The 20,822-nt window shown below is 32.0% G+C and carries 38 protein-coding genes and 3 tRNA genes; 33 read left to right on the top strand and 8 right to left on the bottom strand.

The features are described from left to right. Positions 1 to 106: 106 nt before the first annotated feature. The 8 genes from CIW83_RS09830 to CIW83_RS09805 all read right to left on the bottom strand — a co-directional run bounded on the left by CIW83_RS09830 (position 107) and on the right by CIW83_RS09805 (position 3,821). Positions 107 to 244 carry a hypothetical protein gene (locus tag CIW83_RS09830; protein ID WP_201259775.1) on the bottom strand — a complete coding sequence of 46 codons (138 nt, stop codon included), beginning with the start codon at positions 242 to 244 and terminating at the stop codon, positions 107 to 109. 361 nt (positions 245 to 605) lie between these two features. Then, entirely contained in the window at positions 606 to 776 is a 171-nt protein-coding gene (locus tag CIW83_RS22835) for a hypothetical protein (RefSeq protein ID WP_201259774.1), read from the bottom strand. 151 nt (positions 777 to 927) lie between these two features. Further along, entirely contained in the window at positions 928 to 1,095 is a 168-nt protein-coding gene (locus CIW83_RS22830) for a hypothetical protein (protein WP_201259773.1), read from the bottom strand. Further along, the gene (locus CIW83_RS09825) at positions 1,096 to 1,401 is read right to left on the bottom strand and encodes a helix-turn-helix domain-containing protein (protein WP_201259772.1); all 306 of its coding nucleotides are present in this window, start codon (positions 1,399 to 1,401) and stop codon (positions 1,096 to 1,098) included. Positions 1,402 to 1,659: 258 nt separating this feature from the next. Further along, entirely contained in the window at positions 1,660 to 2,238 is a 579-nt protein-coding gene (locus CIW83_RS09820) for a super-infection exclusion protein B (protein ID WP_094900704.1), read from the bottom strand. A 13-nt stretch (positions 2,239 to 2,251) separates the two neighbouring features. Next, a complete protein-coding gene (locus CIW83_RS09815; protein ID WP_094900702.1) occupies positions 2,252 to 2,938 on the bottom strand; it encodes a hypothetical protein in 687 nt (228 codons plus the stop codon). Between the two features lie 244 nt (positions 2,939 to 3,182). Next, the gene (locus CIW83_RS09810) at positions 3,183 to 3,581 is read right to left on the bottom strand and encodes a type II toxin-antitoxin system HicB family antitoxin (RefSeq protein ID WP_094900700.1); all 399 of its coding nucleotides are present in this window, start codon (positions 3,579 to 3,581) and stop codon (positions 3,183 to 3,185) included. Positions 3,582 to 3,635: 54 nt separating this feature from the next. After that, on the bottom strand, positions 3,636 to 3,821 hold the full coding sequence (locus tag CIW83_RS09805) for a type II toxin-antitoxin system HicA family toxin (RefSeq protein ID WP_094900698.1): 186 nt from the start codon (positions 3,819 to 3,821) through the stop codon (positions 3,636 to 3,638). A 1,188-nt stretch (positions 3,822 to 5,009) separates the two neighbouring features. Here CIW83_RS09805 and CIW83_RS09800 point away from each other — a divergent pair. The 33 genes from CIW83_RS09800 (at position 5,010) to CIW83_RS09665 (ending at position 20,817) form a co-directional block, all read left to right on the top strand. Further along, positions 5,010 to 5,543, top strand: coding sequence for a hypothetical protein (locus CIW83_RS09800; protein WP_094900696.1), 534 nt, complete (start codon positions 5,010 to 5,012; stop codon positions 5,541 to 5,543). A gap of 6 nt (positions 5,544 to 5,549) precedes the next feature. Continuing rightward, positions 5,550 to 5,641, top strand: a tRNA-Ser gene (locus CIW83_RS09795). Between the two features lie 264 nt (positions 5,642 to 5,905). Next, entirely contained in the window at positions 5,906 to 6,208 is a 303-nt protein-coding gene (locus CIW83_RS09790; protein WP_094900694.1) for a hypothetical protein, read from the top strand. Further along, complete coding sequence (locus tag CIW83_RS09785) at positions 6,205 to 6,393, top strand: hypothetical protein (protein WP_094900692.1); 189 nt, start codon at positions 6,205 to 6,207, stop codon at positions 6,391 to 6,393. Before CIW83_RS09790 ends, CIW83_RS09785 begins: the two co-directional genes overlap by 4 nt. Next, on the top strand, positions 6,390 to 6,593 hold the full coding sequence (locus tag CIW83_RS09780) for a hypothetical protein (protein WP_094900690.1): 204 nt from the start codon (positions 6,390 to 6,392) through the stop codon (positions 6,591 to 6,593). The genes CIW83_RS09785 and CIW83_RS09780 overlap by 4 nt, the downstream gene beginning before the upstream one ends. A 57-nt stretch (positions 6,594 to 6,650) precedes the next feature. After that, on the top strand, positions 6,651 to 6,986 hold the full coding sequence (locus CIW83_RS09775; RefSeq protein WP_094900688.1) for a helix-turn-helix domain-containing protein: 336 nt from the start codon (positions 6,651 to 6,653) through the stop codon (positions 6,984 to 6,986). Between the two features lie 77 nt (positions 6,987 to 7,063). Further along, positions 7,064 to 7,231, top strand: coding sequence for a hypothetical protein (locus CIW83_RS22240; protein ID WP_158220082.1), 168 nt, complete (start codon positions 7,064 to 7,066; stop codon positions 7,229 to 7,231). A gap of 16 nt (positions 7,232 to 7,247) precedes the next feature. After that, positions 7,248 to 7,943, top strand: a complete 696-nt coding sequence (locus CIW83_RS09770) for an AP2 domain-containing protein (protein WP_094900686.1) — start codon at positions 7,248 to 7,250, stop codon at positions 7,941 to 7,943. Positions 7,944 to 8,020: 77 nt separating this feature from the next. After that, positions 8,021 to 8,494: a hypothetical protein gene (locus tag CIW83_RS09765; protein ID WP_094900684.1), complete on the top strand. Its 474-nt coding sequence runs from the start codon at positions 8,021 to 8,023 to the stop codon at positions 8,492 to 8,494. Positions 8,495 to 8,503: 9 nt separating this feature from the next. After that, on the top strand, positions 8,504 to 9,016 hold the full coding sequence (locus tag CIW83_RS09760) for a hypothetical protein (RefSeq protein WP_094900682.1): 513 nt from the start codon (positions 8,504 to 8,506) through the stop codon (positions 9,014 to 9,016). A gap of 9 nt (positions 9,017 to 9,025) precedes the next feature. Next, positions 9,026 to 9,553 (top strand): ERCC4 domain-containing protein, encoded by a 528-nt coding sequence (locus CIW83_RS09755; protein ID WP_094900680.1) that lies wholly within the window; start codon positions 9,026 to 9,028, stop codon positions 9,551 to 9,553. Beyond that, positions 9,550 to 9,699, top strand: coding sequence for a hypothetical protein (locus tag CIW83_RS22235; protein WP_158220081.1), 150 nt, complete (start codon positions 9,550 to 9,552; stop codon positions 9,697 to 9,699). The genes CIW83_RS09755 and CIW83_RS22235 overlap by 4 nt, the downstream gene beginning before the upstream one ends. After that, the gene (locus CIW83_RS09750) at positions 9,700 to 10,182 is read left to right on the top strand and encodes a dual specificity protein phosphatase (protein ID WP_094900678.1); all 483 of its coding nucleotides are present in this window, start codon (positions 9,700 to 9,702) and stop codon (positions 10,180 to 10,182) included. 75 nt (positions 10,183 to 10,257) lie between these two features. Then, on the top strand, positions 10,258 to 11,142 hold the full coding sequence (locus CIW83_RS09745; protein ID WP_094900676.1) for an RNA-binding domain-containing protein: 885 nt from the start codon (positions 10,258 to 10,260) through the stop codon (positions 11,140 to 11,142). 80 nt (positions 11,143 to 11,222) lie between these two features. After that, positions 11,223 to 11,307, top strand: a tRNA-Tyr gene (locus CIW83_RS09740). Between the two features lie 5 nt (positions 11,308 to 11,312). Then, positions 11,313 to 11,388 (top strand) — tRNA-OTHER (locus CIW83_RS09735). Between the two features lie 76 nt (positions 11,389 to 11,464). Further along, positions 11,465 to 11,866 (top strand): hypothetical protein, encoded by a 402-nt coding sequence (locus CIW83_RS09730; protein WP_094900674.1) that lies wholly within the window; start codon positions 11,465 to 11,467, stop codon positions 11,864 to 11,866. Between the two features lies 1 nt (position 11,867). Next, positions 11,868 to 11,996, top strand: coding sequence for a hypothetical protein (locus tag CIW83_RS24330; protein ID WP_255374352.1), 129 nt, complete (start codon positions 11,868 to 11,870; stop codon positions 11,994 to 11,996). Positions 11,997 to 12,025: 29 nt separating this feature from the next. Further along, positions 12,026 to 13,606: a hypothetical protein gene (locus CIW83_RS09725; protein WP_094900672.1), complete on the top strand. Its 1,581-nt coding sequence runs from the start codon at positions 12,026 to 12,028 to the stop codon at positions 13,604 to 13,606. A 266-nt stretch (positions 13,607 to 13,872) separates the two neighbouring features. Beyond that, positions 13,873 to 14,118: a hypothetical protein gene (locus CIW83_RS09720; RefSeq protein WP_094900670.1), complete on the top strand. Its 246-nt coding sequence runs from the start codon at positions 13,873 to 13,875 to the stop codon at positions 14,116 to 14,118. After that, entirely contained in the window at positions 14,102 to 14,374 is a 273-nt protein-coding gene (locus CIW83_RS09715; protein WP_094900668.1) for a hypothetical protein, read from the top strand. The genes CIW83_RS09720 and CIW83_RS09715 overlap by 17 nt, the downstream gene beginning before the upstream one ends. An 11-nt stretch (positions 14,375 to 14,385) precedes the next feature. Next, positions 14,386 to 14,790, top strand: a complete 405-nt coding sequence (locus CIW83_RS09710; protein ID WP_094900666.1) for a hypothetical protein — start codon at positions 14,386 to 14,388, stop codon at positions 14,788 to 14,790. A 13-nt stretch (positions 14,791 to 14,803) separates the two neighbouring features. Then, on the top strand, positions 14,804 to 15,019 hold the full coding sequence (locus CIW83_RS09705; protein ID WP_094900664.1) for a hypothetical protein: 216 nt from the start codon (positions 14,804 to 14,806) through the stop codon (positions 15,017 to 15,019). Positions 15,020 to 15,029: 10 nt separating this feature from the next. Then, entirely contained in the window at positions 15,030 to 15,653 is a 624-nt protein-coding gene (locus CIW83_RS09700) for a hypothetical protein (protein WP_094900662.1), read from the top strand. A 2-nt stretch (positions 15,654 to 15,655) separates the two neighbouring features. Beyond that, positions 15,656 to 16,438, top strand: a complete 783-nt coding sequence (locus CIW83_RS09695) for a hypothetical protein (RefSeq protein ID WP_094900660.1) — start codon at positions 15,656 to 15,658, stop codon at positions 16,436 to 16,438. A 50-nt stretch (positions 16,439 to 16,488) separates the two neighbouring features. Continuing rightward, entirely contained in the window at positions 16,489 to 16,710 is a 222-nt protein-coding gene (locus CIW83_RS09690) for a hypothetical protein (protein WP_158220080.1), read from the top strand. Further along, positions 16,711 to 18,033 (top strand): hypothetical protein, encoded by a 1,323-nt coding sequence (locus tag CIW83_RS09685; RefSeq protein ID WP_094900656.1) that lies wholly within the window; start codon positions 16,711 to 16,713, stop codon positions 18,031 to 18,033. A 20-nt stretch (positions 18,034 to 18,053) separates the two neighbouring features. Continuing rightward, positions 18,054 to 18,230 carry a hypothetical protein gene (locus CIW83_RS22230; protein ID WP_158220079.1) on the top strand — a complete coding sequence of 59 codons (177 nt, stop codon included), beginning with the start codon at positions 18,054 to 18,056 and terminating at the stop codon, positions 18,228 to 18,230. A 59-nt stretch (positions 18,231 to 18,289) separates the two neighbouring features. Next, positions 18,290 to 18,685: a hypothetical protein gene (locus tag CIW83_RS09680; RefSeq protein WP_094900654.1), complete on the top strand. Its 396-nt coding sequence runs from the start codon at positions 18,290 to 18,292 to the stop codon at positions 18,683 to 18,685. 22 nt (positions 18,686 to 18,707) lie between these two features. Then, positions 18,708 to 19,796 carry a hypothetical protein gene (locus tag CIW83_RS09675; RefSeq protein ID WP_094900652.1) on the top strand — a complete coding sequence of 363 codons (1,089 nt, stop codon included), beginning with the start codon at positions 18,708 to 18,710 and terminating at the stop codon, positions 19,794 to 19,796. A 15-nt stretch (positions 19,797 to 19,811) separates the two neighbouring features. After that, positions 19,812 to 19,970 carry a hypothetical protein gene (locus tag CIW83_RS22225; protein ID WP_158220078.1) on the top strand — a complete coding sequence of 53 codons (159 nt, stop codon included), beginning with the start codon at positions 19,812 to 19,814 and terminating at the stop codon, positions 19,968 to 19,970. A gap of 38 nt (positions 19,971 to 20,008) precedes the next feature. After that, on the top strand, positions 20,009 to 20,242 hold the full coding sequence (locus tag CIW83_RS09670) for a hypothetical protein (protein ID WP_143598545.1): 234 nt from the start codon (positions 20,009 to 20,011) through the stop codon (positions 20,240 to 20,242). Further along, complete coding sequence (locus CIW83_RS09665) at positions 20,239 to 20,817, top strand: hypothetical protein (RefSeq protein ID WP_094900648.1); 579 nt, start codon at positions 20,239 to 20,241, stop codon at positions 20,815 to 20,817. Before CIW83_RS09670 ends, CIW83_RS09665 begins: the two co-directional genes overlap by 4 nt. Positions 20,818 to 20,822: the final 5 nt, after the last annotated feature.

The following is a 20,822-nucleotide window of genomic DNA, read 5'->3' as shown; positions in this document are numbered from 1 at the left end:
TGGTATCCATATTTTTGAATATAAAGTATCTATAGAAGCTAGGCAACACAGATTATCTTTAATTATATGAATATAGTTAAATATGTTTTCTAGTCAACTTTTCTAACTATGTAATGCTAAATCCGTATTTAAGAAACTTAAATAGACTTAAGTTACTATTTCTATAACCCTTGATGGTTCTAGGAGATAACCCTCTCATTTTACAATCATAAATAAACTCTTTTAATACATCTTCTAACAACATAAAAATACCCTCTTTATATGTTGTTATCCATATAAAAAGGGCATTTGGAATGTCGGTAATTCAATTATGGCTTTTTAAGTCGTATATCACAACCCAAAGGGTTTTCTACTGACTTTTCATAAGTTCAAGCCCTACAACCATTAAGATTACTCTTCCTCTGGCATCTCCCAGTTATGGTATACTTCTTGAACATTTGGGGTTATATTATAGTATATTTTAGCATATTTTACGATGGTTTAAGAATGGCTAAAATTACACATATAAAAGACAATATTTATTTTAATATATCTTTTCATATTTTCTTTTATTTGAATATAACTTACCCATTGTTGGCAAATCGTAGGCAATAAAAGACTCTAGATCATCCTAGAGTCTTAATTTCCTCTCTATATATTCTTTGCCATATCTTGAATGCAGTTCTGTGAAATTCATCCAGTATTCTTTCCTTTTCTTCTTCTGACATTGGCGGTGGTGCTACCACATGGACTGTGGTATTTCCAAATTTATATGTTGCATCATATTTCTTTTCCATACGATTCACCTCGATATATTTTAGTTATAATAAGAGCTTCTACATTTATATGTTTACTTTTCATAATATCCTTATAAAAAATTAAAAAATAAAATAATTTCTTCCTATATGCATGTACTAATATATATGTACCAAAAGACTCTAGATTATCCTAGAGTCTTAATTTTTCTTCTGCACTTAGATTTTTCCAAATCTCATAGCCCGCTTGGTGAAATTCGCTAAGTATTCTCTCATTTTCTTCTTCTGTCATTGGTGGTGGAGCTACTACATGAACAATCGCATCTCCCAGTTTATACGTTGCATCGTACTTTTTCTTCATTTAATTCACCTCTTTTATTAAATTAATAACCTTGCTACTTTCTGCTAAAATGTTACTTAATATTTCTTTTAGCTCTTCATTTTGTAATTTTAGTTCCTCTAACTCCCTTTCCAGCTTTTGATACATCAATGGAGATACCTTTTCCAATTTAACTCCTTCCAATTCTAAAATGTGCTGCTCTGTGAACCTTATGGAAGGAATGCCTTTGCACGGAATTAATATTCCATCTTTTCTCCAATTTGTTATAGTAGTTACATCTACTTGCCATCTTTCTGCTAAGTCTCGTTGAGTAAACAATTTAGTCACGATTGCCCCCCATTCATCTTCATCACTTAAAAATAGCATCAAGTGAAACTTCTAATGCTTTGCACATAAAGAAATATTCTTCTGCCAATAAGTTTCTTTTACCCTTAAGTACTAGATTTAAGATGTTTAATAAAATTTTTGTTATACTCATAGATAAAATTATTTGACGTTTTTTTGAAAGCAAAAGGAATAGGACCTTACTTGGTCCTTAATCTATTTATTATATTATATAATGAAGAAAAATTTAGTTATTCAATATTAATATAATTCAGAAGTCGAAAAGTTTTGTAAAATACCATATAATTCTTCTTCATTTAAATCAATTCCTTTAAAATACTCATTGTAGTTTTTGTCTATATAACCATGAACCCAAGGCTGCATCATAAATGGGAATCTAGGATTATTTAAATTCCCAGTAATTATAGAGTTGGTTGTAGGAGTAATAATAAAAAAACTTCTTAACTTAGCAACTAAACCATCATTATATGGCAAATATAATGTATTAGTTTCGCTTTTATAGAATAGATACAAAATAGCTTTTTCATTAGGATTTAAGCCTTCCAAAACCTTATCTTTATTTCTATTAAATTTGTAATTCGAGTATTTATTTTTAATTAATATAAAGATCTTACCTATAATAGAAAATACTACTATTGAAAAAAGAATGATAAATGCAAAGCCTACATAAATACCATACTTATTTAAAAATTCATCAAGATATAGCTTGCCTATTATTCCAGAAGGTAAAAATAATAACAATCCTAATCCAACTAGCACAGAGAAATATATTCTAAATGGTAAAGAAAAAACTTCTTTTAAATTTATTTTATCAAACAAATTACTTTCCTCCTTATGGAATAGATATTAGCTTTACAATTCCAGAAAACATATTTTGTATCATTTGTCCAATTTTTTGCCTTTGTACTGGATTTGAAATTATATTGATTCCAATATCAATCATTACACCAATAAATATATTTTTCCAGTCTGTTCTTCCCATTCTTTTAACTGCATCTGTCAAATAATCTAACTTTTGATTAATAATTTTAATCTCTTCATCATTTCCATTAGAAGTTTCAACTAAATAATTTCTAATATCATTGATACCTTGTTCTATTTGCATTACTTCTCTATAAGAAAACTCTTCTCTTTCATATTTATCTTCAAACTCAAGTCCATCTAATTCTGGTATTAAATCATCCATTTTGATTTTCTCTAACTCTTCCCATAAATCTGGTTGAGATATTTCTCTTTTTAGGCAACTTAACCAATTTCTGAAATAGTATAAAATCTCTTCCCATTCATCATACTCAGTTCTTTCATATAACATGTTTTCTCCTGGAGTGTAGCCAACCCTAAAAATATCATCATCCACTACTATGGCAAAATAATATTCGGTTCCCTTATATTTTAATACTTCTAATAGCAAATCTGTATTCTCATCTATCTCGTTATCCCAATCAAAATTAAAAGGATTTAGTGCCGATTCTTTAATTTCTTCTAATAGTGAATTCTTTTGACTTCTCATTAAGCTCATATTTATCCCCCTTGTTTTATATACCCATCATATCTATTATACATAATTTTCTATTTTACTGCATGATATTATATTTTTCATCCTAATTTTAATATTTCTGTAATCTAGGTACAATTAAAAACCCTAGATTTTACTCTAGGATTTTGTTGATACTCTCTTCTGATAGATTATGTTAATTTGCTATAGTGCTTATCTTCTATAATACTTTTGTCTTAATTCTTCCTGCTCTTCCTTTTTACCTATATTATTGTATTTGTAATCTGTCTTTTAACGCTTCTTGTAACAATTGTGAGAAGTTAATCTCTTCTCTCTCTGCCATCGTATTCAACCATGACGGAATCGTTAATGTTTTCTTTACAGCTTTATTATCATAGAACTTACGATATTCTAGAGTATCACAACTCACTAATGTGACAAATTCATTATTTTCAACTTTGATTTTTAATGGGTCTGATGGAGTTGGAATCTCCTTTTTATTTTCTTCCATATCATATAGAGTTAAGCATAGTACATCATTCGCCATAAATAACCCATCTTGAATATCGTCACCTTGAGTAAAACATGCCTCAAAATCAGGAAAGACTATTGAATACAATCCATTTTCCTCTTTTGAGAAAATAGCAGGATATACGTATTTAGCCATATTATTCATCTCCTTATATTTTATCTTTATATATTTGTAATAGCAAGAAGGACTCTATTCAAGTCCTGCCTGCTTTAATATTGCTTTAAGAGTGCCAGATGCTACTTCCTTTGAATTATGTCGCCCGACTGGGAATTCTTTGTTCGTCTTTTCACTGTACCAAATTTCATGATTTGCTCCATTACGAACAAAATTACAACCATTTTTCTTTAAGTATTTCTTTAATTCGCTATATTTCATCTATCGCCACCTCTTTTATATCTATAACTTATTATAGCACGTATTTATACGTATGTCAATAGATTTGTTCAATTATTTTATATCTTTTATTCTCCGTAACCATTGTAATTACTATGTTATATAAATTATTTTAATATTAATTAGTTTGCTTTATCTATCATTATTAATCTATTTGAGTATATCTATAGTGTATTGTGTATGTACTTCTGCTATACGTCTATATATGTTTAATTTAATACTGTAATTATATTGTTATGTTTGTTATACCTCATATATAACAGTATCATCGCCCCTAAATAAACCCTTTTCATGTAATATATATTCCAATACTTTCCATATATCCTATACTATACCTTATCACTTTAACCTTCTATTCCCCATCAATTACTATACTTAAAGATTAGTCATAAAATTACTGTTTTGTGACTAATAATTGATGAATTAATCAAATATATTAGCGAATTTATGCATTTTAAGCATTATATTCTATACATCACTGTTTCCAATGCTTGCACAAACCTTTTTCATGTGCATTTTACTCTCTTTTTATGCTATATCTGCCCTATTTGATATATTTTCGCCGACCCGTGGGGGGACCATTGCACCTCGGCCCGGAGAGTTACCTCTAGAAAAAATATTCCCTTCCTATAAGGCCAGAAAAGTTCAAAACATCATAGAAAAATCATAAAAAATTCATCATAAAAAACATCAAAATTCACATCATGTTACTTATAATGTTACATGAAAATATTCTATGAATATTTTATTATCATCATTTGAATCCTATATATATCATAAAACTGTAGCCAAAAGTAGTAAAATGCACAATGCTCTATTCGTGATATGCGATTGTCCAGCGTACACGTATGCGTATAAGCTAACGAATATGCAGTTTATGCTTTTTCAATACGTTTTTAATACATTTCTTATACATTTTCAGGCGATTTTGATACCATTTTGATACTATATGAGTTTCTGAACTGTGATATAATTAAAATGAATATATCTGTATATTGATAAATATTTTAAAACATCTCTTGAAAAAGGGGTGTTTTTGTTTTATCAGCTCATTACATTATATAAAAGGGCCAAAGTCGCATTGGAATAGTAGTTCTAATTGAAATTTCAACGATTTCAGAGTTTTTACACGTGGAAAATTTTTTCCATAGCTTTAAAGAGGTGATTTGCTTGGAGAATACTCAACAACCTATTAGTTATATAGTTCATGCTGAAACTGGAGAAATTGAAAAAGAATTATTTGAAGGCGATAGAATTATAAGGAAAAAGCAAATTTCATTCTCTAAACAACATGGAGCAGATCTAGAGGAAGATAAAATCTATAATTTTGGTCAAGATAAAAAGTTCTCTATGCTAAGTGAATTTGCATCTAAGCAACTAGCTAACGAAAAACTTACTGCATCAGAATATAGAATATTGTTACTTATGATTTCAAATACACACTATAAAAGTGGCTTAATAGCATTTGGAAATAACCAACCAATAAATAAAGAATGGATTTCCATAAATTTAGGATTAACCCAAAAGACCACTGACAATTCTATAAAGACATTAATAGATAGAGGAATTATAGCTCAAAACATTACTAACCATAAAACTAAGTACTTCTTCAATCCCTACATTCAATATAGAGGTAGATGGATCAATAAGACACTATATGAAATGTTTAAAAATACTAGATGGGCTAAATATGATAATAAATAAAAACATGGAGAAGTGACCGAGCTAGGCTGATGGTACTTCCCTGCTAAGGAAGATATCTCTTATGAGATACGAGAGTTCAAATCTCTCCTTCTCCGCCATTGGCATTATTTTTAATGCTGTCATTTGTATTTCCCTCCTACCCTTTTATCGGCTCATGGAGTGCCTTAGTTATGATTAGCTAAAAACTTCATATAAATTATAATAGGTGGCTAATGAAAAGTTTATACCGTCGGTGAGGATATATAATCCTAAATACCTAAGGTGCCAATAAGTGAACGTGCAGATAGTTCTACCTATACACAATACATTAAGACCAGGACTAATTCTTGGTCTTTTTTACATATCAAATCGGAGTTGATATTATGGGCAAATTAGCTTATACACATGGACCATATATAGTAATTGAAGACGATTACAAAGACGGCCATATTATTATAAATACCCTTGGGAAATATAAAAACCATGGTCATGTTAAGTACCTTGGAACCTGTAAGAATCTATTAAAAATGATGGATAGGCAGATAGTACCTGATTCAGATTATTTACGTGGTACCGTTCTAAGGATCTCTTTAGATAAAAAATACATAGAAAAAGTTAAGCATAAAATTGAAAAAGATAAATACAAGCAACAATATTTTAATCCTCAAAAGGGTGTGAGAAAATGAAACTTTCAAAAAAAGCTCAAAGGCTACTAGATTATTTAGCTGAATATGAAGAAAAAAACAATGGTGAAATGCCTACTTTAGGTGAGATTGTAAAGAATTGCATTACTACGGTAAAAACACTTTTAAGCAAAACGTGGCCTGAATTAGAAAACTTTGCAAAGTTTTGTGTAGGTGATAAAAAATGAAATGTGAAGAATGCAAATATTATTTTGAAAAACTAGATGGAAATTTTGAATGCAGATTAGCGAAATGTCTATTCAAAATCAAAGAAGAACAACGCAAAGGTCATAAATGCGAAGGTTGCCCTTGGGGTACATGGACTGGACTAAGTTATAAATGTGCTTTGCCTAGATGTATGCCTAAATTAGGTAATAATATAAGGTAACTTCACATCTGATATGCTATACTTTTATTAAGTAAATTTTATAAAGGGGTGTATCAGATGAATACAGAGGAAAAATTGGTTAAGGGTTTAAAGTTGGTAGTTGAAGCATTTGCTGAAATGATAAATGAAGACAAATTCAATAATAGACAGACTTTAATTTCTAAAAATATCCCTTCTGAAACCACTAATCAATCAGTCTTAAATAAAAATAAATATCTTCTAACGGTAAATGAAACTGCTGAAAAATATGGAGTAGGTAGAGGAAAGTTGTATGAACTTATAAGAAGTGAGCCTGATTTTCCAATAATTAAAATTGGAAATACGAACAAAATTAATGCACCTCTTTTTGAAGAGTGGTTAAATAAATCTACTGAAGAAAAAAGAGAGATTTAAATATAATTAATTCACAAGGATAGTCAAAATTGGCTGTCCTTTTTTAATACATAAAATAAAACTTAGGCGGTGATTAAATGCAGGACATTAGATGTCAAAAGTGTAACAAGAAGCTCCTCGAAGCTGACGGGGAAGGTAAAAAAATATGCCCTAAATGTAAAGAGATAACGCACTATGTATCTACTACAGAGGGTGTTTTTTATTTTAAAGAAGGAGTATTAGAAAAACAAGCACACCAAAAATAAAAAGGAGAGTGTCAAAGTGGATAGAATAATTGATTTAACAGGACAGAAATTTGGAAGATTAACAATTTTAAAAAAGAATAGGCGTAATAAGTGGGGACAGATTCTTTGGCTGTGCAAGTGTGACTGTGGGAATACTTGCGAAGTAATTTCCTCTAGCTTAAGAAATGGTGCAACAAAAAGTTGCGGGTGTTTGCAAAAGGAAAAAGCGAGAATAAATGGCAATAAAATAGGCGGAAAGAATCGTCATTATTTAGAAGGCAAGAAATTTGGCAAGCTCACAGCAATAAAAGAAGTGGGTCGTGGTAACGGAGGCAATATTATATATGAATGTGAGTGTGAGTGTGGTAACACTATCGAAATAGAGTCTCGGAATTTAAGAAATGGTGCAACAAAAAGTTGCGGATGTTTGCAAAGGGAAAAAGCGGAAATGAATATTTCCAATCTATTTGAACATAATTCAGTTAATGAGTTTAAAGAAGGAACAGGACTATGTTTCCTTAATTCAAAATTATCAAAAAGAAATACAAGCGGTGTTAAAGGTGTTTCGTGGAATAGAAATAGAAATAAGTGGGTAGCCCAAATTTATTTTAAAGGAATAAGACATTATTTAGGGAGTTTTACCGATTTAGAAGAAGCAGCACAAGTACGAAAAGAAGCCGAAGAAAAATACTTCCACCCTATGCTTGAAAAATATGATAGAGAAATTAAATAAAAGCGTCTCATGCAGACCTGTTTACCTTAATCGGTAGGCAGGTCTTTTTTTATTGTCTAAAAATGGAGTTGATAAAAATGGACAGACCAAGAAAAATTCATAATAAGCGACTTCCTAAAAACTACTATAACTATTTTGATATATGTAAAATGGAAGGAATTCCTGATACTAGAGCTAAAAATGCTGTTAGTGAAAAAAAGGTTGAAGGAATTAAATATCTGGAAGAACTGACTCCTATAGAACACTTATTTGAAGTCTTTGAAAAACCTATTAAAGGTGGAATGGTCAATCAATATGGCATACTTAGAAGGCATTATGATTATTGGAAAGAAAATGGCGAAGTTCCAAAGATTAGTCCTGGTAGGCCTAAAAAGCATACCGATGATAATCTAGTCAATGTCAACATAAGAAATTTTCCTAAGGACCTATATGAGGAATTCAAAACAATAGTAGATAATGCAAATTCTATGTCAGTTATGAAGGTAGGATACCATGATATGATAGCCGTAGCCGTGAAAGAATTTGTGGATCGTCGTCCCAATTTTAAGTAGGTGATAAATATGTCTAAAAATAAAAAGACAACTGAAGATATAGAAGTTTTAGAAGGTGAAATTGTAGAAGAAAATTTACTTCCATTCAATCCCCTTATGTCCTCCCCTACTATATCTGTAGATGATGAAAATAATATGAAGGGCAAACTTATAGAAAAAACAGAAACTCTCACAAAATTAAGCGATCAATATCTAAAAGCCGAACAACAGAAAGCAAAACTTGAGATTGAACTTAAAAAGATAACTACATCAAAAAGTATTACTGATATTATGCTTAATCTTGTAGATTTAGGGCTAAGTAAAGATGTTTTATCAGGAGTTGTAGATAACATAAAAAAACCACTTGACTTTAAACTTTTTACGGAAGCACTTAAAAATCTAAATGATATCCGTGATAAAAATGCAAATTCAATTACTAGAGATGAAAATGGCGGAAGAAAGAAAATGAAAGTATTTGCTCAATTCGAAACTCCTTCTGGAGAAAGAACTTCTGTTGGTGTTTCAATAGATAATGACGATTAGGTGATAAATATGATAAGACAATATCGATATACCGAAAAGGAACTAAATGAATTGTTGAAAAGCATTACTATCGTAGTCGATACTAGGGAAAATGCCAATGAACATATAATTAAATATTTTGATGATAAGAAGGTTCCCCATATCAGTAGAAAACTTGATTATGGGGACTATTCATGCTATCTCCCTGCTAATCCTGAACTTGGCATTATAAGAGATACTTACTTTGATTGCACTATTGAAAGAAAAGGATCTTTAGAGGAACTTAGTGGAAATTTAACAAATGATAGAACTAGGTTAGAAAGTGAATTTATAAGGGCCAAGGATAGTCGCTTTATTATGATGGTAGAAGAATCTGCTGGGTTTGAGAAAATTATTAATCATAAATATAGTACTCAATACAACGAAAAGTCCTTTACAGCCTCCCTCCTTGCCTTTGGTCATAGATACAGCATTGATATACATTTTATTGATAAAAAATATGCTGGATTATTTATCTATCATCAATTGTACTATTTTGTGAGGGAGTATTTGAGATGATTGAACTTAAATTTTGCAAAGAATTTGATTGGAACAATATTGAAATAATTGAATTGAACTCATTTGAAGAGTTCTTTTATTTTTATGTTGGAAACCATGACAAAGGGTATATCTATGATATGAAATTAATTAAGGAGGGAATGTAAATGAAAGAAGTAATTAAAGGATTATTTGTTGGAAATGAATATGATGTTCCTGAAGCATTGAACAATAACTTTGCTATTTGTCACGCATGTAAAGAGCCGTTCCATAGACAATTATTGGGCTATGCTACTAAAGGTGCTCCTAAGGACCATCCAGAATACCTATGGGCTAAACGTGGAAATAGACTTTACATGAATATAGTTGATGCTCCAAAGTCAATATTCTTTGACAAAGGCATGATTGACAAGGCATTAGATTTTATTCATGAGAAACTTAATCAAGGATTGAAAGTTCTAATCCACTGCAACGAAGGATTTAGTCGCTCCCCTTCCCTTGCCCTACTCTATCTAGTAAAGCATAGATTAATTGAAGGTGAAACTTTGGAAGATGTTGAAGCTGAATTCTTAAAGTTATATCCTGAGTATAATCCTGGTACTGGTATAAGGGGATTTGTTAAGGAAAATTGGAGTTATTATACAAAATAACCTTTTATTAAGCAAGACTACTGTATTTGTTGTATAATAATATATATTAAAATTATTTAGAAATGAGGTATTATTATGATACAACAAGGTGATATCTTTTTTGTGAATCAATACAACGATCAAAGTAAAGCTCCAGAATCTAAGAGGCCCTTTATTGTTTTATCAAATAAATTTATGAATAATTATTATAATAGGGTTTTATGTGTTCCATTAACTTCAAATTCTAGATTTAACAAATATAAGACTACTTTTGAAATTCCTGAGAATCTATCCAAATTACCTATTAAATCTTATGCATTAATCTTGGATAGTATATTCCTAGATGTTAACCTACTTACCGATAGAATAAGTACCCTACCACAAAGCATTATAGACTCTTTAGTAAATATTTGGATAAAGTATGTAATATCTTCAAATGCAACATCAATAAAATCAACAGATTATTCTTTTGAAATTAATGACTCATTGGTATATGATTGCAAATATCCAAAAGAAGAAAATATAAATTATGAATTCAAAGAAATTAGATCTGAAGATAATTATCATGATATAATAAAAAAATCCATTCTAAAATATATATGTTCATTTCTTAATTCTAAAGGTGGACGAATATTATATGGTATTACAGATAAAAGAATAATTAAAGGGATTGAATTAAGTAGTGAACAAAAAGATAATATTCGCCAACTAATATTTAGTAAAATTTATGATATTAAGCCTAAAGTTATAGCAGATGATTTTATTATAGAATTTATTCCCGTAATCAAAAATAATCAAACTCATAATAATCTTTTTGTAATTGAAATTTCTATACCCGCAGCATTTGATAAAACAATTATATACCTGTCAAATGATAATAAACTTTATGTAAGGTATGATGGCACAAGTCAAGAATTAGATATAATAGAAATGCAAACTATAGTCAAAAAACGCCTAATAGATTCATTAAATAACAAATAATTGTTATAGTACTCTTATAAGGTTTCTTTTTCTATGCGAAATTAAATTCTAAACCCGTCGAATATGACGGGTTTTATTATGGGTAGTTATACCGTAGAGGTAGCGGTGCTGACTGTAAATCAGTTGTCTTAGACTCGGGGCGTTCGACTCACCCACTTCTCACCAAATATAGGTGCCCATGTTCCAAGGTGGCGAGTTGGACTCCAAATCCGACTGTGTAGGGTTCAATTCCCTAGGTGCCTGCCAAAATTATATATTACTACTCAAGCCCATGTTCCTTACGAGGACTGGGCTATTTTTATACTTGAAAGTTGGTGATTATATGGAAATAACAGAAGAAACTATACCTTTGATTGAAAAAGTTTTAAATATGAAACTTTATCCATGGCAGAAAGAGTGGCTAATTAATAGAACTCCATTTCCTGATATATGCCCTTGCTTATTATTCTCTTATAAAGAAAGTGTCGTTAAATCTTGTATATCTCATTTTGACGGCAAAAAATGTCGTGCTAGAAACAGGAGTACTGGGAAGACAACTGTACATTGTATATACCTCGCTTTATCTGACAATAGTGAGCCGATAGATATAGGGTTTATGGAACGATACAGCGATTGGGGAGATGGTTCTCGCAGATATGCCAATGGCTTCTATAAAAGAATGTTTCTTGATATATGGCACTCTCTAAAAGATGCAGGGCTTCCAGTAAGAGATTTGAGGTCTTAACATGACTAAGGAATGGTACCTCTGCCCTCACTGTGGTAAAAAACTATGCAGGGTTGAAAAAGAAAGTAAAGCTAAAAAGATATTTATATGGTGCAAACAATGTAAAAAAGAAATAGAAATAAATATTTGAGCCTTGAGCCTACTTTGGAAGGTGATATTATGCCTAGAAAAGGTGGCTCAATTGGTCGAATTGACCGTATAAATGAAAAATATATACAGCATTCCTCTGCTGAAAGAATTGGAATATGTGAAGAATGTGGAAAGCATTTTGAAAGAGTTTGGGTTCCTTCACAAAATAGATACAATAATCAAAAGACTTGTGGCTCTTGTCGAATGGCAAAAGCCAATGGATTTAAGAAAGTCACTATCCCCTACTCTCCCCATGCTGCACAACAGAAGATTCATGATAGTGAAGCCAGATTTAAGATACTTGTCTGTGGGAACCGTTTTGGAAAAGACTTAGGATCTATTGGCGAAGGTGTAATGAGATTTATAGAAATGGAAAATGAGGAACGTTCCATTGATGTAAATCCTCCTGTACTTTGGTGGATAGTTGCTCCTAATATGAGATTAGCAAGGCAAAATTGGCGTGATTTAAAGAAGTTACTACCTAAGGAACTAGTTTATGACATCTCACTATCTAATCTAACTATAGAAACTATCAATGGTGGAATCATAGAAGTCCACTCAGCTGATGACCCTGAAACTTTAGTCGGAGTTGGTCTTGATATTGTAACTATAACCGAGGCTGCTAGAGTTAAAGAACTTGATACAGTTTGGGCTAACCTTAGACAAAGACTTGACTCACCTGGTAGAGGTCCAGGTGGCAAAGGCGGAATCGCATTAATCAACAGTACTCCTAGAGGTCGGACTTATTTCTATAAGTTATCTTTAATGGGAGATAAAGATTCTTCTCTCTACTCTCCTTCTTACGAAACATTTCATTTTTCAACATGGGATAACCCTCATATGGCAGCTAAAAGATACACTATTGTTGGCGAAGATTCAATGGGTAATCCTATCACCTTTGAAGATGAGATTAAGATGGGAATGACTAATGATAGATACAGGCAAGACTATCTAGCTGAATTCATCATGGAGATTAACTCCGTATTCCCTCACTATGACAGAGTTCTCGTTAGGCCTCCACTCGATTGTCGTTCAGATGAAGCTATGGCTGAATTTTGGTCTGAATGGGAAAAAGTTGACCCATTCGAAACATATACTATAGGCTATGACCCTGCATCTAAGGGCGATGGTAAGCCTTGTGTTATTAGAGATAGTAAAGGAAAAGTTGTTAAAATTGACCTTATGAGTAGACTTGGATGGGATGCTCAATGGGATAAATTAGCTATGTATTCAAGATTATATAATGGTGCTACTGTAAACTTTGGTCAAACTGGACTTGGTGAAACCATTGGTTCACAACTTACTAAAAGAGGAATACCTAATGTACCTATAAATGAACAAGGTAATAATAAGGCTAAATTAGTTGAAGATTTTGCAGTAGTAGTAGAACAACAATGGTGTCAAATACCTTGGAGTGCTGAAACTGAAAAGCAATTACAAGACTATGTATCTGTGGATAGAGAAGGAAGAACAACTCAATATCACAATGCTACCGACAGTGGCCATGATGATATTGTAAGTGCCTTGTATTTCTGTTTTAGTGACTTCCAGTCCCCTGCCCTACTATTACCTTGGATGGGCAAAGTTAGTGGAATCAGTAAAACAGATTAATAATTGATATATCAAGCAATCTCTAATGAGGTTGTTTTTTATATACCACACTGTCAATAACCAAGGAACTTATATAGGATTTGGTCTGCCTCCGACCGTCCTTCCTTGGTGCAGTGACTTACATATAAATTGGAGGTGGTTATATGAAAAAATGTTTTTGGATATTTAGACATAAAATCAAATATTATGAAGAATTAGGCTATAGGTGTTGTAGATGTGGCAAACCTAAAAGTCAGTGTCAATAATTTAAAAATGGAGGAGATATTATGAATGAAAAACAAGAAAAACAGTTTGAAACAAAATTTTCTACTGCTGTAATATTATTTGCCCAACAATTTCAGGACATTATGGAAAGTTGCATAGATGACTTATCTGAATCAGTAGTCGAGAAATTTAAAGCTAACCCTAACATGAGCATTGAAGAAATGACAAAAGAAATTGCAGAACATACTGTTAAAGGACTAATTAAAGAATTTGAATTGCAGGTGACACAAAATGAAGTTAAATCTTGATAAAAATCTTATTAATCTCAATGGCTCACCTTTTAATGAAAAACTAAGTGATATATTAGCTAATATTTTAGCTATGTCAACTGTTGGGAAGCCTGCCAAAATGATGACTTGGGCAGTGAATCTTACGAATGATGGAGAAATTGAGATAGATGATAATGAAGCCGATTTTATTTCCGAACTAATTGAAAATAGCCCTAACATAGCTAATATAGCTAAAGCACAAATAATTAATGAAATAGAAAAGCTTAAAAAGTGAAGGTGATATAAATGAAATTTTGGAACAATCTCTTAAAAGAAATTGGATTGATTACTAATTGGATAATAAAGACTGGTGCTGAACTTTTAGAACCTCTTAAATCCATAGATGGTAAGCTTTCTAAAGAAGAAAATTATATAGCCAATGAAAATCCAATTAAAAAAATTAATTCATCTGTTACATTTGTGTTAGGTTGCAATGAAAGTAGAACAAAACTTATAATTCAAAATATAGGGCTAGAACCTTGTTACCTTAAGTTAGATAGTAGAATCTCTAAGGAGGACTTTCATTTTGTATTAGCTCCTGATACTTCTCCTAACTATGGCAATGGTGGCAGTATTTCATTAGATAATTGGCATGGTAAAATCTATGCTATATGTGAAAAAGAAACTAAACTTTCCGTATTAGAATACTAGGGGGTTATAACCTATGAAATCGTTACTTGTTATAATATTTATACCTGTTATTTTGGTAATGGCGATAGATTTATCGTGGAAAATACAAAGAAGCAAAATTGATGAAAAAATCCGAATGGATAAACTCAAAGCTGAAAGAGATTACTTAGATATGAAACAAGCAACAAAGCTTTCATATGGCGAAAGACAAAGATTAAACTTTGCACTAGGAAAGCATTGGAAAAGGTAAGGTGATGTAAATGGGACTTTCTAATAGACAATTTGCAAGAGCAAGAGCTGAACCTCGGCATATTCCTACTGGTAGACAAACTCAAATAAATAATGGTTATACCTCTACCCTCTCCCCTTTTCGTTCAAGGACTGGTGATGTGCTTAAAACTTTAAGAAGTATTCCAGAGGAAGCTGCAGCTATAGAATATTTAAAAAGAGTTAATCCTGACATTAGTATGGCAGTGTGGAATTTTGTAAGATTAGCTAATCAAGGAAACGAGATGCACTTCTATGCTATTGATGGCAAGACTAGAAGAACTGATTTAGAAGATAGATGGAGAGATTTTGCTTCAAGGATAAACGAAATATCCAATAGTGGGCTTGATGGATTGATAGATCAATTACATCACAGCTCTTTTTTATTAGGTGCTATGGGTGTTGAAGTGAGGTTACTCCTAATAGAAAAGATATATATGACGTCTATCCTGTCAAACCGCAAACTATTGAGTGGGAACTTAAAGAAATCAAAGGTCGTAAAATATGGGTACCGTTCCAGTATGATATGCATAAGAAAATTTACCTTGATAAAGAACATGCTAACTTCTTTTGGGTACCTACTGACCCTGATATTGGCGACCCTAGAGGAACATTAACAATGACTCCTGTATTACAGGCTATAGATTTTCAAATGCAGATACTCCAAGACCTTCAAGCCGTACTCCATCATCAAGGCTATCCTAGAAATGATATTGAGATTGTCTTGGAGAGACTTATGACCTACTGCCCTCCACATATAAAAAACAATCCCAAAGAACTTCAAAATTGGCTCAATGAACAACATAATAATATTGTTAATATGATGGAAAACATTGCTCCTGATAGTGATTATATTCATTTTGATGATGTGAAAATTAATATGACTAATGGAGCTAATGGCGGAAGAAGTCTTGATGTTAGAGCAATAACTGAAATGCTTGATACTCAAACGCTATCTGGATTAAAACAGATGGCTATTTTTATGAATAGAAATCAGGGTGTGACTGAATCTTGGGGAACCGTTCAATTTAAGATATTTGTTAGTGGTATTAACTCTTGTCAAAGAGGTTCTAAGCGAATTATTGAAGAAATAGCTAGACTATGGTTAAGGGTTAATGGCGAACAGGCTATTGCTAAGTTTAAGCATGATATCGTTGATTGGGAATCCGAAGAACAAAGACTTAATGTTAATCTGATGAAACAACAATTCTATGTAATAGCTCAATTGATGGATTGGATAGATGCAGATAAAGCGGCTCAAGAAGTCATGGGAGTTGAAAAAGCTATAGGCAACAAGCCAAGTGAAAATATTAGGATTAGCTTGAGTAATGGAGGTGTTAGCGTTGATAATGACAAACATTCGAGGGAAGAAAAACCTTTATCCATTGAAGGTACCATTTGATGAACCTCCAAAGGAATTAAAAGATTGTTTTGATTGTGAAGGTTGCTTATGTGAAGAATTATGCAAGGAAGAAGGTGACTCCTTTGAAGGTAAAGATAGGAAATAAAATTTACGACTCCAATGATGAACCTATTATGATTATCCTTGATAAACAAGATATGGAATATATATCTGATATGCCTAAACACTACACAAAATATTGCTCATATCCTGAAACAGGCTATACAAAGGATGAAATAAGAGAATTTATGAAACAGAAAGAAGGTGAATAAATGAGTAATTTTGGAGTACCAACAGATGAACAGTTGACTAAAATTAATAAATTAGCTAAAAGAACCTTATCTAAAGATGAAGTTTTTGTTTTTAGTGGCAAATCTGCTGGTGATTTATTGATACCCAATAGATATACAAAATTAAGTCCTGAACTGCTACAAGTTATGATTGAAGATGCTAAAAAAGGTGTTTCATTTATGCTAAATCATAATTGGAGTAACTGGGGTGGCATTCAAGGAATTCCTTATGGAAAGGTGTTTGATGGAAGGATTATTCCTAGTAGTGCCGAAGGTGAAACTGTAGAAATGCACTTAGATAAATTCATTGTAAGAGATGATGAAATCATTGACGGTGTATCTGCTAATGCTCTCATAAAGAGGATTGAAACTGGAATACTTTCTGACACATCAATAGGGTTTAGCACTGATAGAATGACTTGTTCTATTTGCGGAATGAACTACTATAGTAGAGATTGTAACCATTACAGAGGTGGTACTTATACTATGGAAGATGGAAGTAAAAAGGTATGTACATTAACTGCCATGCCCCCTTCTATTATAATTCCTTATAATAACAATTCCCTCTTTGAAGAAAGTATTGTCTGGGATGGTGCTTATCCTGGTGCTGTAGTAACTCAATCTAAACATGGGGATATTATAGAAACTACTTCAGGTAAATTTAGTATTTTGGAAGATAAAGAAGAATTACCAGAAAACACTCCCCTACTTGGTCATTATCATAATGGGGATATTGTTACTATGGTTAAGAAATCAGAGCATAAAAAAATATTCAAGGGTGCAAAAATTCAAGATGATAATTTGGAAGGAAGTGAAAAATCAATGGATGAAAAATTATTAAATGCATTAATTGGAATTGGATTTACTAACGAAGAAGCTGAGGCTCTTAATGCTGGTGAAGTAACTACTGCCTTGAATGCAATGATTGAGAAATGGGAGAACTCAATAAAGGTAGCAGAACCTCAAGAAGGTGTATTTATGGCTCAAGACCAAGTTACTGAAAAACTAGGTACTGAACTATCCGCTGATGAAGTTTTAAAGTTGGCTAAAGAAGGTCAAGAATATCGTAAGAATTTATCAGATGAAGCTATAGCTATGGGTGTCCGTGCTATGGGTAATGATTTCACTAAGGAAACTTGGGAGAAAAGTTTTACTACTATGAGTACGAATGATATTAAAAATATCATGAAAACATGGGAACTACAAGCTAATGTGAGTATTCCTGCTGGAAGAAAAACAGATCCTGCTGCTGGGCAAGTGCAAACCAAAGACTTACCAGATGAGGCTTTTAAAGTAGGAAAATAAAAAATATAGGAGGCATTAATATGCAAGAGATTACTAAAAAAATGTTAGAAGATAGACTTTCTTGTGAAAGAAGAAATCTGCTTGATGTTGATTTCCAAATTAATCGACTTGAAAACAGTCTGTCCGAAGAAAAACAAAGAAAAAATGAGATAGTCAAAACAATTGAAGCATTAGAAAAAGATTTAAACAACAAATAGGCAAGCCACTTAAACAGTGGTTATTTTTATGCCCAAATTTAAGAAAGGAAGTGTAATTTATGAGAGGTGGAATTAGTTTTGAAGGTATAGGTTTTCAAGCTGCTACATTTAAGGCTGGTGCTGGAATTAAAGCATTAGTTAAAGAGAAAGGCAGAGATGCAGTTGTTGGTGTACCTGTTGTTGTAAGTGGTGCTGGAACAGTTGATTTAGGAACTGATAGTGACACTGTATTTGGATTTATTGATGTTTATGAAATGGACGGTCATTGCACTGTTCAATTCAGAGGATTTAGGACTGATGTTCCTATAGGTGCTATTGCTCCTACCATTGGTAAAATTGCAGCTGTAGACGGAACAGGAAAGATTAAAGATAGTTCTTCTACTGCAAAATTAAGAAATCCTATCTTTATTGAAGTTGATGAAACTGAAGAATTAGCAACTGTATTTTTAGGTTAATTTGAAAGGAGATGAATATAGTATGAAATTTACTTTAAACAATTTAAAGCCTGAAATGTATCAGGAGGCTTTTAAACAAAACATGACATTATCAATGTATCTTGAAACATTAAATCCTAGTTCTGAAACAGATCAATTAGATGCTTTTGAAAGATTGATGAAAGAAGCTGGGATATTAACTAAATCTGTTCCATCTAGAAATATGATGGCTTCAACTGTTGAAGCATTCTATAGAACCAATGAAAATAAAGTTCTATTCCCTGAGTATGTAGCAAGAACCCTTGTAAGAAGCATGACAGAATATCCTCTTTATAAACATTTAGTAGGAGTTAGGACTGGTATTGAGGGTAGTGTTTATGAAGCTTCATATCTTGATTTGAATGATGCTAAGAATAAGAAAGCATTAGAAATGAGAAGAGTTGCAGAAGGTGCTGACTTGCCAAAGGCGGTATTAAAACTTGGTGAGTCTGTAATTAAGCTTTATAAATATGGTAGAGCTGTAGGTATATCTTACGAAGCTTTAAGAAGAACTAGTCTTGAAATCTTCCAAAGACATATTAACTTAATTGGAATATATGCAGCAATGAATAAAACAAATGAAATTCTAGATGTAATCAAGAATGGTGATGGTAACAACAATGCAGCTCAAGTAATAAAATCTAGTGACATATCTACAGGTACAACTAATCTTACTAGAGATGTATTTATTGACTTCATGTTAAGCTTTGAAGATGTTGGTGGTGCTAATACTGTTATAGCTAATAAGAAAGCATTTATGCAAATTTTAGATATACTCTATCCAACAATGGAAAATGCAGGACAAATAGACCAAATGATTAAGCAAGGCTTAGGAATATCAGTCAATATGCCACAAAACTTAATATCAGACTTTACTTTATTGTATAGCCCAAGGATAGATAAGGTCAATAATGCTGAGGCTATTTATGCTTTAAATAAAGAAAACACTATTGAAGAGGTTTATGAGCTTAACTCAACAATCAAAGAATCTGATATCAACATAATTAACCAAACTAAGGAAATGACTGTTTCTGAAAATAGTGGATTTAGAAAGATCTTTAAAGAGAGTGCTAAGATACTTACTCTCAATTAATGGGGGTGATTCCCTATGGAAAATAGGATTTTAAAAGATAATTGGCAACAAAGAATTAGGGATAAGATGGGTGTTGATGATGCCTATCTTCCCGATTCTGTTATTGAACAACCAGACTGTATAGATGTAGCTGAAGCTAATATAATATCCATGATACCTGACTACTCTACCTAGACGGTGATAGCAAAACTTATCTTGAATATGCGGTTGTATTGGAATGTTGTATACTTCTCTCCCCTTCTATGGCTGCTAGATTACCCAAGAAAGAGTCTGGTCCTCATGCAAGTCATGAATTATGGATTGATTGGTCTAAAAAGAAAGCTGAATTTCAAGAGGAAAGAGATAATTATATCGGCAAGATTATAGAACTAGAATTTCCTGATGCTCTCCCCTCTTCTATTCCCCACTTTACTGTTACTTTCCCTAGCAGGAAGTGGCTAATATGAGTTATGCTGAAAAATTTCTAAACTCTAAAGGACAGGACTGTATCATTGATAGGGTCCCTCCTATTAGCACCAAAGTGTCAATTAAGCGTTCCACAAAAGCAAGTAGAGATTTAGGTATTCGTGAAAGTTACTGGGAAGGATTAATTCTTGCTGACTCTAACCTTAAAAGTGGCGAAATCATTACTATTAGAGATAATAAGTATCTAGTACAATCTACTAACTATGATCCTGCATCTATGGAATATGCTTTCTTCTCTGCTAAGTGTAATGCTACTATCCAACACAAAAGAGATGTTGAAGAAATAGACGATAGCAATAATATTATTCAAGTATGGGAAACTATCAATCCTGATGTGGCTTGTTATGGCGAGATTGTTACATCTAGAATCAGACAAGAAGAACCAGGATTATTGGATAATACAATATATATCTTTCAAGTTCCTAAAACTCTAGGAGTAATAATGCTTGATAGATTTGTTCATAGTGGAAAGAATTATGAAGTTGTCTCTATAGATAATGTCGGTCTTGAAGGTGTCGATAGAATACAATTAGCTGTAGATATAAGGACTGATTAAAAATA

Source organism: Tissierella sp. P1 (genome assembly GCF_002266425.1).
Lineage (GTDB): Bacteria > Bacillota > Clostridia > Tissierellales > Tissierellaceae > Tissierella > Tissierella carlieri.
This window is presented reverse-complemented; position numbering and strand designations above follow the sequence as displayed.